General features: G+C 46.0%; 10 protein-coding genes. 9 read left to right on the top strand and 1 reads right to left on the bottom strand.

Annotated features, from left to right (window positions below; genetic code table 11):
- Nucleotides 1-134: 134 nt before the first annotated feature.
- From NC796_RS14475 to NC796_RS14445, 7 genes are all read left to right on the top strand, one after another.
- Nucleotides 135-809, top strand: coding sequence for a phosphoribosylanthranilate isomerase (locus tag NC796_RS14475; protein WP_310685384.1), 675 nt, complete (start codon nucleotides 135-137; stop codon nucleotides 807-809).
- A gap of 106 nt (nucleotides 810-915) precedes the next feature.
- Nucleotides 916-2,100 carry a tryptophan synthase subunit beta gene (gene trpB / locus NC796_RS14470; RefSeq protein ID WP_310685383.1) on the top strand — a complete coding sequence of 395 codons (1,185 nt, stop codon included), beginning with the start codon at nucleotides 916-918 and terminating at the stop codon, nucleotides 2,098-2,100.
- 119 nt (nucleotides 2,101-2,219) lie between these two features.
- The gene (gene trpA, locus NC796_RS14465; RefSeq protein WP_310685382.1) at nucleotides 2,220-3,035 is read left to right on the top strand and encodes a tryptophan synthase subunit alpha; all 816 of its coding nucleotides are present in this window, start codon (nucleotides 2,220-2,222) and stop codon (nucleotides 3,033-3,035) included.
- 26 nt (nucleotides 3,036-3,061) lie between these two features.
- The gene (locus tag NC796_RS14460) at nucleotides 3,062-4,180 is read left to right on the top strand and encodes a DUF4837 family protein (protein WP_310685381.1); all 1,119 of its coding nucleotides are present in this window, start codon (nucleotides 3,062-3,064) and stop codon (nucleotides 4,178-4,180) included.
- A complete protein-coding gene (gene bioF / locus NC796_RS14455) occupies nucleotides 4,181-5,356 on the top strand; it encodes an 8-amino-7-oxononanoate synthase (RefSeq protein ID WP_310685380.1) in 1,176 nt (391 codons plus the stop codon).
- Nucleotides 5,346-6,026, top strand: a complete 681-nt coding sequence (locus tag NC796_RS14450) for an alpha/beta hydrolase (RefSeq protein ID WP_310685379.1) — start codon at nucleotides 5,346-5,348, stop codon at nucleotides 6,024-6,026. The genes bioF and NC796_RS14450 overlap by 11 nt, the downstream gene beginning before the upstream one ends.
- A 56-nt stretch (nucleotides 6,027-6,082) precedes the next feature.
- On the top strand, nucleotides 6,083-6,886 hold the full coding sequence (locus NC796_RS14445) for a methyltransferase domain-containing protein (protein WP_310685378.1): 804 nt from the start codon (nucleotides 6,083-6,085) through the stop codon (nucleotides 6,884-6,886).
- A gap of 288 nt (nucleotides 6,887-7,174) precedes the next feature.
- Here NC796_RS14445 and NC796_RS14440 read toward each other — a convergent pair whose 3' ends face one another.
- Nucleotides 7,175-9,517, bottom strand: coding sequence for an ABC transporter permease (locus NC796_RS14440; RefSeq protein ID WP_310685377.1), 2,343 nt, complete (start codon nucleotides 9,515-9,517; stop codon nucleotides 7,175-7,177).
- Nucleotides 9,518-9,958: 441 nt separating this feature from the next.
- Between NC796_RS14440 and bioD the strand changes: the two genes are divergently transcribed.
- Together bioD and bioA are read left to right on the top strand one after the other, a co-directional pair.
- Entirely contained in the window at nucleotides 9,959-10,582 is a 624-nt protein-coding gene (gene bioD, locus NC796_RS14435; RefSeq protein ID WP_310685376.1) for a dethiobiotin synthase, read from the top strand.
- Between the two features lie 411 nt (nucleotides 10,583-10,993).
- Entirely contained in the window at nucleotides 10,994-12,295 is a 1,302-nt protein-coding gene (gene bioA / locus NC796_RS14430) for an adenosylmethionine--8-amino-7-oxononanoate transaminase (RefSeq protein ID WP_409070381.1), read from the top strand.
- Nucleotides 12,296-12,522: the final 227 nt, after the last annotated feature.

Here is a 12,522-nt window from a genome sequence, read left to right as displayed (position 1 = left end):
AACTTGTTTCAGGATCTCGAGGGGCAATGATTTTTGATAAAGCCATAAATTAATAATCAACGTTTTTCTCTCGAGAGGTCCTGCATCGTATTGCAGGATTGCTGAGAAGTAAATTTTTTAATCAATCACAACAGATGTTTGCAGACAGTTCACAGCGAACGAAAGTAAAAATATGTGGTCTCACAAACCTGCAGGATGCCCGGTTCACCTCCGGCGCGCTGGCGCATTACATGGGGTTTATATTCTATGAAGGAAGTCCCCGTTATATTGAGCCCGGGGAAGCAGGGGCGATCATCAACTGGATTGAAGGTCCCGAATGCGTAGGTGTCTTTGTAAATCAGCCGCTGGATGACGTAAACATGATTGCCACTCAAACCGGTATCGACCTGGTGCAGCTGCATGGTAATGAATCCCCGGAATACTGCGGACTCATTGAGAAGCAGGTAATTAAGGCGATCCACATCAGTGATTCTGATTCGGAGACAGATATACGGGAGAAAGTGGAACCATATCTTTCGGAAGTCGATTACCTGTTGTTTGATACGAAAGTGGAAGGACTGTGGGGAGGAACAGGGCAAACCTTCGACTGGCACCTGATTGCAGATGTGGCCGATGGCGTCCCGTTCTTTCTGTCCGGGGGACTCAATGTCAACAATGTCCGTAAGGCTTGTAAAATAGCAAATCCTCATGCGGTTGATCTTTCGAGTAGCCTGGAAAGTGAACCGGGGGAGAAGGACTACGACAAGATCGAGGCTTTCATGGATGAGATGCGAGCCATATGGGACCAGCAGGAGATCGGAGAACTTTAAGAGTTGTAAGCCGTCAGCTCTCAGCTTCACTGAAAGCTGACGGCTAATTGCTTGTAAAACTATGATGAAACGATTTAATAATTGATAGCCAGAAAAAAGCACCGATATGAAATACGACCTACCAACTAAAGAAGGATATTTTGGAAAATTCGGGGGGAAGTTTGTACCTGAAATATTGATTCCAGCTGTGGAAGAGCTGGAAGCTGCATTTGATGAAGCCTGGGATGATCCAGAGTTTCAGCAAGAGTTTCGGTCACTGCTCAAAGAGTATGTAGGCCGCCCTACAGAACTCACCTTTGCCAACCGCCTGACAGATCATTTCGGGAAAGCAAAGATATACCTCAAACGAGAAGACCTTTGCCACACCGGGGCCCATAAAATAAACAATGCGCTTGGGCAGGTATTGCTGGCAAGACGAATGGGCAAGGACCGTATAATTGCTGAGACGGGAGCCGGACAACACGGCGTGGCAACCGCTACTGCCTGTGCTAAATTCGGGGTAGAATGTATCGTATATATGGGGGCTGAAGACATTGAGCGCCAAAGTCTTAACGTCGACCGTATGAGACTTCTTGGAACTGAGGTTCGGGAGGTTACCAGCGGTTCTCAGACCCTGAAAGATGCCACCAACGAGGCGATCCGGGACTGGGTGACCAATGTTGATGATACCTTCTATGTGATCGGTTCAGCCGTGGGCCCGCATCCCTATCCCAAGATGGTACGCAGCTTCCAGCGTGTCATTGGCGAAGAGACCAAAGAGCAGATTATGGAAGCGGAAGGCAAACTGCCGGACTACCTGGTTGCCTGCGTCGGCGGGGGATCAAATGCGATTGGATTGTTTGCACCTTTTGTAGAGGAAGAATCGATAAAGATGTACGGCGTTGAGGCTGCTGGCTTGGGAACGGACACTGATAAAACAGCCGCTACATTGACGATTGGAACCGAAGGCATTCTGCACGGTTCCCGAAGCCTGCTACTCCACAACAGCGAGGGGCAAGTCCAGCTGGCACACTCCATCAGCGCCGGACTCGATTACCCCGGCATTGGACCAGAGCACGCCTACCTGTTCGATTCCAAACGGGCAACCTACAAAGCGATAACGGATGATGAAGCGATGGAAGGTGTGAAGCTGCTTTCTGTTACGGAAGGTATTATTCCCGCACTGGAGACAGCCCATGCGGTGGCGTATCTCAAGGAACTAATGCCGCAGACATCAGAAGATGAGATTCTGGTATTGAACTGCTCAGGCCGCGGCGACAAAGATATGACCACAATATCAAAACACATCTAGAAAATGGGAACGCAGATGACCCAGATTATTATAAATATTAACGGTCTGTGCTCATCAGAAAAACCTGTATAATCCGCGTTCTATTATTAAGATCTGGAATTATTTAAAACTAATAACTAATGATTGACACTGACAAGAAAGATAGAATTAAGCAGCTGTTTGAGGAACACGATTCCTCCAAGATTATGAGCCTGTTTTTGACCGCCGGCTATCCTGACTTGGAATCTACTGTGGACCTGATCCTGGGATTTGAGGAAAACGGGGCCGAACTGATCGAACTCGGCATGCCATACAGCGATCCGCTGGCCGATGGGCCTACCATTCAGTATTCCAGCGAGGTAGCGATCAAGAATGGGATCACCATGGAGAAGATTTTTGAGATGATAAAAAAGGTTCGGGAGAAGTCCAGCATCCCGATCATACTGATGGGGTACATGAACCCGGTCCTGCGATACGGAGTGGATGCCTTTTGCAAAAAAGCAAAAGAAGCTGGAGCTGACGGACTTATCATTCCGGATATTCCGCCGGAGGAATCTTCACTGATTGAAAATGAAGCTAAGGAAAACGGGCTGTCGCTGGTATACCTGGTTGCGCCAAACACATCCGACGAACGTATGCAGCTTATCGACAAAAAATCGGAAGGCTTTGTCTACTGCGTGTCGGTCACCGGTGTAACGGGTGCCCGGGATGGGGAGGAAGTGGCCAAATCAGTTGCTCGCTTCATCGATCGTGTAAATGAAAATGTTACCCGGAATCCCAAGATGATTGGATTTGGCATTCGTTCACATGAGGATGCTGAACGAATCGCGGCAAAGGCCGAAGGCTTCATTGTGGGAAGTGCGCTGATCGACAATATCCGCAAGCATTATCCTGAAAATGGATGGAAGGAAAAGGTATTTGCTTTTGTTCATAGGTTGAAGTATGGTAAGCAATAATCATTCAATTGTTAAGAGGATTTTCCATGAAATACGTTAAACAGATCGCTCTTTTACTTTTGCCGGTCATCGTGCTGGCCTCTTGTGATGGAGATTACAGGAAAGAGGCGCAGGGGCAGTTTGGGCAGGTCGTGGTGATGATGGATTCCACACAGTTCGACAGCGAGACCGCCAATGCCATCCGTTCTACTTATGGTGGGGGAATTGACTATCTCGCGGGATATGAGCCTCGTTTTGATCTCAAGTTCCAGGATTTCAATACGAATGAGCAGCTGGAAAATCTGAAATACCAAAAGAATATAATTATCGCGTCTCCGATTAATTCGGAAACGAATGTAGGCCGCTTCGTCAGGGCATTGCTCAGCGATGAGGTAGAGCAGGAGGTCGAAGTTGGAAATGCCTATGCTTTCCCTCTGCAGGATAAATGGTATCGTAACCAATGGTCAATGGTACTGACTTCCGGCAGTGATTCAGCACTGGCCTCCAAAATCCGGAATGGGGAAGCCAATATCGTGGGTAGTTTAATGGATAAAGAGCTTGCCCGCTGGCAGGAGGAAGTGTACAGGCGTGGAGAAAAGTATGCGATTGAAGATTCTATGATGACCAATCATGGTTGGAAGATACGGGTTCAGCACGACTACTATACCCACCTGGATACCTCGTATGTAGAGAATGGGGAAACCAATTACTTTTATACCATGCAGCGACAGTTGCCCAACAATGACCGGCGTTTTTGGGCATGGTGGAAATCAGATGTACCCAATATCAATTTCCTGGATGAAGACTGGATCCACGCCAAGCGCGATTCACTCTGGGAAAAGTGGGTGCGCGGATCGCGAGACAGCTCGTATGTGACGACTGATTATCGCGAAGATTACGTTGCCCTTGAGACCAACTCTTTTCAGTTGAACGGTGATATAACGTACGAAACGCTCGGCTGGTGGCGTATGACGGAAGGAGCCATGGGAGGTCCTTTTGTCACATTCACCATTTATGATGATGAAACACAACGTTTATTCATGCTCGGGTTCATTCAGTTTGCCCCGAAATATCAAAAGCGAAGATTTGTCCGGCAGTTCCGGGCAATGCTGAGAACCTTTGCAAGCGACTCAACCTGGAACCAACCAAATTTGGCCGCCAACTAGGTGTCAAAAGAAGTTCAACACTGGGATTTTATCAATAAAGCGCTAAACAAGCGCAGGCAGGACAACCAACTCCGCACGCTAAGCCCTCTTAAACCACTCGAAGACGGAGTTGAGATCCAACGAGAGGGAACCAGGTTAATTAATTTTTGCTCTAATGACTACCTGGGACTTTCCCGTCATCCGAAACTCAAGGAACGATCTCAGGAATATGCGCAAAATTATGGGGTGGGTTCTACCGCCTCGCGCCTTGTTAGCGGTACCTTTGATATTCATTCGAAGCTTGAGCAGAAACTGGCAGAAACATTTAAGTCTGAAGCAACCCTCATCTTTAACAGTGGATTCCAGGCCAACAGTACGATCCTGCAGGCCCTTACCGATCGCAACTCACTTATACTTGCGGATAAAAAGTCCCACAACAGTTTACTGCAGGGAAGCCTGTTAAGCCGGGCCACCTTTCAGCGATTTGATCACAATGACACCACCCACTTGGAAAGCCTGCTTGAAAAAGCCTCACAAGAGTCTTATAACCACATCCTTATTGTAACCGAAACGGTCTTCAGCATGGATGGGGACCGGAGCGACCTGGAGGAAATCACTGAACTGGCCGATCGTTACAGTGCCATGCTTTTTGTCGATGATGCTCATGCGGTGGGAGTGTGGGGGCACAACGGGCTTGGACTGGCCTTTAATATGCCGAGGATTGATATCACTCTTGGCACATTTGGAAAGGCTTTTGGAGCGTTCGGTGCTTTTATCACATGTTCACATGACATAAAGGAATATCTTATCAATTTTTGTCCAGGGTTTATTTATACGACTGCACTTCCCCCACCGGTTATAGGAGCGTTGGATGCAGCGGTGGACTTAATCCCCCAAATGAACTCGGAACGAAGCAGGTATCACCGGGCTATAAAGAGACTGAAAGAACATATTAAACAACACGGCTATGATACCGGGTTATCCACCACCCAAATTATTCCGATCATTATCGGGGATGAAGAAGAAACATTAGCGTTATCAGATTTTATGAAAAAGCAAGGCATCCTGGCAACGGCCATTCGACCCCCGACAGTACCTGAAGCCAGTTCACGCATACGTATTACTCTTTCAAGTAATCATACGCAGGAACATATAGATCGCCTTATTCAAACGCTGCGGAGGTGGAATGAAAACTGACACAAAACTACTTGCATGGCACGGCTGGGGCTTCGACCGAACGTGTTGGGAACCCTGGAGAGATTTGGTAAGTGACCAGTATTTAATGGAAATTTGGGATCGCGGTTACTGGGGAAATCAACATGCAGTTGAAGCCGATGAGACTAGTGAACCAAAGGTTCTTTTTGCCCACTCATTTGGCCTCCATATGTGTCCTGATGAGCAACTGAGGTCGGCAGACTTGCTGGTGATTTTTGGAGGATTTCGAGAGTTTCACCCTGCCGCAGCCCAGTTCAGGCGACGTTCCAAGCTCATACTGAATAAAATGAGCCGAACTCTGCAGGAGCATCCGGAGCAGGTGCTGGAGGAATTTATGGAAAATGCCTATAAACCTGATGCCCCGCCGTCAATCAATGGGAAAGAGTGCAAGCCCCAGAAATTGTTGGATGATCTTCAGGCTCTTAACCGGTCAACTTTGAATATTGAACCGATTAAAAACGCACAAAAAATTTGTATTCTGCACGGTTCGTCTGATAGCATTGTTCCAAAAGCAAAGGGTAGAGAGCTCTATGATATTTTTCAGGGACAGGCTTCTTATTTTGAGGTGAAAGATGCCGGCCACGCTCTGCCATTCACTCACATGGAGCAGTGTTGGGCTTTCATAAAACCTGAATTGACCGAGATCTTTTGATAAATTTCCCCTTCTGATAATTCAGATTGAGCAACGACAAAGACCTAACTTATTGAATGACTACAGATACGAATTACTCCACAAAACATTCTGTAAAAGAAAACTTCAGCCAGGCCGCTTCATATTACGATGAACATGCCGAGGTGCAGCGTGGTATTGCTGATCGACTAATTGCCTCGCTTCGCCCGTGGATTGATATCCTGCCCGAAGGCCCGATCCTTGAGGTAGGGTGCGGAACTGGATTTGTGACCCAGGGTCTAATAGAACTGTTGCCCGACCGGGAGCTGGAGATTACTGATATCTCTCCCGAAATGCTGGAAACCTGCCGTGGAAAGTACGGGGGCTATAAAAATACTACTTTCCGAACACTGGATGCCGAAGAGTTTGATGCCGATCCTGAAACCTACGCTATGACCGTCAACGGTTTTGTGGCACAATGGTTCAAACATCCGGCTATTACGGTGGGCAAATTTTTAGAGGCGACAAAACCCGGTGGTCTATTGCTCGGTTCTTTCCCGGGCAATGAAAGCTTTCCCGAATGGAAGGAAGCATGTCGGGAGCTCGGACTGCCATACACCGGTAATGAGTTGCCGGATACCGAGGAAATCCTGATCAAACTATCGGGGGGACCCGTGCAGGTTGATTACTACGAGGATACCGTAACGCAGCAGTTCGACAGCGCAGCCGATTTCTTCCGGCATATAAAAAAGGTGGGAGCAGGAACACAGCAGCAGGGACGCCATCTTTCTCCTAAAGAACTGCAACTGCTCATCAACCACTGGGATGAGAAATCGGATGGCAATATCCAGGTAAGCTACCATGTCGTTTTTATAGCCGTAAAACGGAATTTTGACTCGTAGTTTTTTCAAAAATGTATCCATACCAGAAAGTCTCTTGATTTGCCATTTGAAAGACATAAGTAAGATGATTTTTTATTACTGTGTACTCCTGAAGAATGGCTGAAATTCTCTGGTTGTCATTTGACCGGAATCATTCGGGTTTTACAGGATGGAGTGGAGAATTTCGGGATTAAAGAGCTTGTCTAAGTTTGAATTTTTGGCATTTATAAGTGATTCTACTACTGATTAAGAAGTGAAGCTGCTGAAATAAGGTTACACGACCGACGGCAATCGGCAAACTGAAACAGTTTATTCTGTTTTTAACATGTTAACCGGATTTGCTGTGGCTGCTTTGATAGATTCATAGCTAACCGTTACAATAGCGATACATAGGATAGCGGCGATAGCAATCAGGAAGACCCAAAAAGAGATTGTGATTTTGAACGCAAATTGTTGCAGCCAATTTCTTAAGAAAAGATACGAAACAGGAGTGGCGATCAAGCAGGCGGTGATGATAAGTTTTCCGTAGTTTTTATAAAGGGACAAGAGGATATCCGTAACGGTAGCCCCCAGTACTTTTCGAATACTCACCTCTTTTCGTTTATTTATGGCCATAAACGAAGACAAACTGAACAATCCCAAACAGGCAATAAAAAGCGCCAAGGTGGCAAAGAGGGCAAACATAGTTCCCATCTGTTGATCGTTTTTATATAAAGCATCAAACTGCTCGTCAACAAATTGGTATTCGAAAGGGCTGTTAGGTAACATCGTTGCCCAAGTTTCCTTTATTTGAGAGAGGGCATTTGAAATGGTATTTGATGGAGCAATCTTAATAGAAAAATTGAAAAATAGACTTTCATCAATTAGATATATAATAGGACTGTAATTTTGATATAAGGAAAGAAAATTGAAATTCTGCGTAACACCAATTACAGTCCCATTTCTGTTAAAGGCATTTAATTCTTTGCCCAACGGGGACTCCCAACCCAAGGCTTTGACCGCAGTTTCATTTAGCATAAACGCCTGGGTGGAGTCCGTACCATACTCCTCCGAGAACGTCCGGCCTTCTTTCAGTTTGATACCATAAGTATCAAAGAAGTCGTAATCGACCGAAATCCAATTAAATGTGAGGGAATCCGAAGAATATGCAATCTGCACCAACGCTGTTCCACTTGTTTTACTGATCCCAGGGATATAGGAGGAGACACTGACATCCTCAACGCTTGCAAGTGATTGCAGGCGGGATTTCAATGGAGCATACCTATCTCCCTGTGTATTGGTTACTGTAATGATCCGCTCTTTATTAAAACCGAGATCTTTGGATTGGACGTAATGAAGCTGCCGGTAGATCGTCACTGTGCAGATAATCATGGCGATGGAAGCCGCAAACTGAATCACCACAATAGATTTCCAGATAGCAGTACCTTTTTTCCCAGATGGAGAAACTTGTTTAAGAGTTTTAATGGGCTGAAAAGCAGAAAGTAGAAAAGCGGGATACAATCCGGCTAATATACCCATTAACACAGCTGTCAGGATAAATAAAATGATGGATGTTAAATTGAAAAAGTCGGGAAAAGTAAACTGGTAGTTCCCAGTCAGCAAATTTAAAGAAGGCAGGGCATAATAGATTACTATGTAACTGACAGCAAGAGCCATCAGAGAAAGCATAATAGCTTCAAATAGGAATTGAGTGATGAGTTGTCTTTTGTCAGCACCCATTACTTTTCTAATCCCTGCTTCTTTATAACGTCGTAGTGCCTGGGCCGTAGACAGACTGGTGAAGTTGATGCTGGCGATGACAAGAAGGATGATGGCGATAGCCGATAGGAAATAGATATACCGGATATCACTGTTAGGGCTTATTTCAGCTCTTACATTGCTGAGCAGGTGAATATCTGTAAGCGGTTTCAGGCGGTAATCAACTTTATTTATTTCGTGTAGCTGTTTTTCGATGGCGTCCGGATGCTGTCCCTTTGTAAGCTGCAGATAATTATACCCGAGATATATTTCTGATAATTTACTGTTATATAAAGTTTCCGTTAAAGACTTTGAAGCTATAGCATCAAAGTGCAAGTGGGTATTGGGTGGAAGATCCGTTACGCCGGTGACCGTCAGAGTAGTGCTTTTGTCTTGGAAGGTAATATTCAGTGTTCTGCCGAGAGCTCGCGTATTTCCAAAATACTTCTGGGCCGTTTTTTGCGTGAGGACAATACTGTTTGGTTGTGCAAGCACGCTGTTCCTGTTACCCTCTAGGAGGGGAAAGTCAAAGAGAGTAAAAAAAGAAGGATTGGCTGCCCAGAAATCAGACTCCGCAATTTTTTGGCCGTTAGCTTCTGCAAAAACATCGGGCAGGGGGGCAAACCTAACGTTCTTTTCAATGCCGAATATAGAATTAAGCGAGCCGGGATTTACACTCTGATTAATATTTGCATATCGGGTGTTTAACTCGCCACGTAAATCAGAATAATATTCTAACCGGTAGATTCGATTCGCATTTTTGAAAAAGTCATCATAGCTAAGTTCATACTTTACATAGGTATAGATCAAAATGACACACGTCATACCAATACACAGGCTGATAAGGTTGATGACACCATATATTTTATTCCTCTTAAAGAGCCGATAGGCTGTTTTGAAATAGCTACTAAACATAATATTGGAGCCTGTGTTAATCTGTATAGCTATTCAGTATTGTAGGATATTATTTGAAAAAAAATAATTGGTTGCAAGTTAAGCTCGCTTTTCTTACCAAGAAGGATTGTTAGAAAATGCGGGTTAGTGGATTTTTACAAAAGAGTTTTACAGCACTAATTTTTAAAATAACGAAGTAATTTAAAGCTGTGATAGCGGTGAGATAGGATGAAAGACGAATTTCTTATTTTAATGTGAGTTCTAGATAATTTTTAATTTCATTTTAGGGATCTTTTAATTCCTAATACTTGCTTTTGGAGTGCCATATCGATCGCGAGGGAGAATTGAGTTAAGATCTCTCATTCCGCAGACACCATCGTGGCGATAGGGGAAGGTATCGAGCACTAATTTTATACCGAACTAACGTTAATACAAATTTTGTCAGACCAACCAATCATAACCATGCAACATTTCCCAACATCATTGTTTGTCACTGGAACGGACACGGGAATCGGTAAAACCGTTGTATCGGCCATGTTAACGCAAGCGCTGAGCGCCACCTACTGGAAGCCGATTCAATCCGGCCTTGAAGAGGAGACCGACACTCAGTTCGTGAAACGAGTGACGGAACTACCCGATAGTCAATTTGTTAAGGAAAGATTTCAGCTAACAGAACCGCTGTCACCCCATGCCTCGGCAGCCATCGACGGCGTTGAGATTAAAATGAATGATTTCAAGCTGCCCGAATTCGATACTGAAAACCTCATTGTTGAAGGAGCAGGGGGACTGATGGTGCCGATGAATGGGAAGGATATGATTATTGATCTTATCAGCTATCTTGATTTGCCGGCACTACTGGTGTCCAGGAGTGAGCTGGGTACCCTCAACCATACATTCCTTTCCCTGGAAGCCATGAGGGAGCGGGATATCGAAATTTTGGGTGTAGTGATGAATGGGCCCAAAAATGAAAGTAACCGCAAAGCCATTGAGAAATATGGTAATATTGATGTGCTTGCAGAGATCCCGTCAATGAATGAATTGGGACCGGAATCGTTACAAGAATGTTTCGATACAGAGTTCTGCTAAAAGAGTGGGAATGAGTATGAACCTATTTTTTAAACGTAATTTGGAATTAAAGTACTGCGAGTTGAAGCTCGCAGTACAAGTGTTTCACATTTTACACTTGGAACCGGGATGGGCAGGATTAAAGGATGTACGGGATTTCTTTTCAGTAAACATTACCATCCTGCAGATCCTCTAATCCTGTAAATCCCGGTTCTAATTTCCCCCCGAAGGATCGCTGCATCCCCACAATAACATTTATTATATCGAACTGACGTTAAACCCATTGATCCCAGCGTTAGACGGTTGTTAAATGAGCTTCTAAAAGAATTATGAGTCATTCCGAGAACCGGGTGGAAATACCAATATTCCTCCTTTAAATACTTGCATTCTCCCGTGCACTTAAAGAACTTCTCCGGCAGATATTCTTACCAAATCAGAGAACAAAAAAAGAGCTCGACGATGCACAAGAACATCTGGTATCCCTTCACTATTATTCAAGACGCACCCGAACCACTGAAAGTAACAAAAGGCGATGGCCTGTGGCTGGAGCTGGAAGACGGACGCCGCATCATGGACTGTATCTCCAGCTGGTGGGTCAATATCCACGGGCATGCGCATCCCAAAATCGCTGAGGCCATCCACGAACAGGCCAAAAAGCTGGAGCAGGTGATCTTCGCCAACTTTACGCACGATCCCGCCGAAAAAGTTGCCGAACAAGTGACCAACCGGCTGCCCGGCGATTTAAACCGCGTGTTCTATTCGGATGATGGCTCCACAGCCGTGGAAGTGGGCATGAAGATGGCATGGCAGTACTGGAAAAACAGGGGGGAGGAGCGCAAGACATTTATCTGTTTTGAGGGGGCCTACCACGGCGACACCTTCGGCGCAATGTCGGCCGGTGCCCGCTCGATGTTTACCGAGGTGTTTAGTGAGCTTCTCTTTGATGTAGAGTTCCTGCCGTATCCCCAGACCTGGATCGGCGACGATGAAGCTGGAGACAAAGAGGATGCCGTTATCGAGCAACTCGAGGCTATGCTTAATGAAAATCCGGATAAGTATGCTGGCATCATGATTGAGCCTCTTATCCAGGGGGCCGGCGGCATGCGGATGTGTCGCACAAGCTTTCTACAGAAGCTGCACTGGGTGAATCGCCAGTATGGCACACTGTTGCTGTTTGATGAGGTGATGACCGGCTTTGGCCGCACAGGCCACTGGTTTGCGTCCGATCGCGCCCAAGTGGAGCCCGATATCATCTGCCTTGCTAAAGGACTCACCGGTGGATCGCTCCCGCTTTCTATCACCGTCTGCTCAGATGAGATATACGAAGCGTTTAATAGCTCTGATCCGATGAAAACATTCTGGCACGGTCACAGTTACACCGCAAACCCGATTGGCTGTGCCGCTGCAATCGCTTCGATGGAGCTGATGGAGGAAAACGAGCCCACCTTCAGCGCCATGGAGCAGTGGCATCGGGAGGAGCTGGACCAGCTTATGGATCATTCCAAGCTAAAGAAACAACGGGTAACCGGCACCATCGCTGCCATAGAAATAGACAATGAAGATGAGGACGGCTACCTGAATGAAGTGGCCAACCACATCAAAAAAGAGTCCGTGAATCACGGCCTACTGCTGCGACCGCTCGGGAATGTGCTCTACCTGATGCCGCCGTATTGCACTACGCGTGATGAACTTTCGACAATGTACAAGGGCATTGCGGAGTTGCTTGAGGGGTAGCGGTACGGGACTGTTCAATGATGGCTGAATAAGCAAGTGTTTTATTCTTGCAGACCTGCCCCAAAATTCATCTTGGCACTCGCGCTATTCGCCCCAGGGACCTCACACAGGCTTCGTCAGGCCCTGACACGGTCTATGTCAGGGCCCTCGCATACCCTGTTTGACTACCGTCAATTACCCTACGTGACGATAGTCAAACAGCCAATCTGACTACCGTCAAACAGCCA

The organism is Aliifodinibius sp. S!AR15-10 (assembly GCF_031569985.1).
In the GTDB taxonomy this organism is placed as follows: Bacteria; Bacteroidota; Rhodothermia; order Balneolales; family Balneolaceae; genus JAMQKA01.
This window is presented reverse-complemented; position numbering and strand designations above follow the sequence as displayed.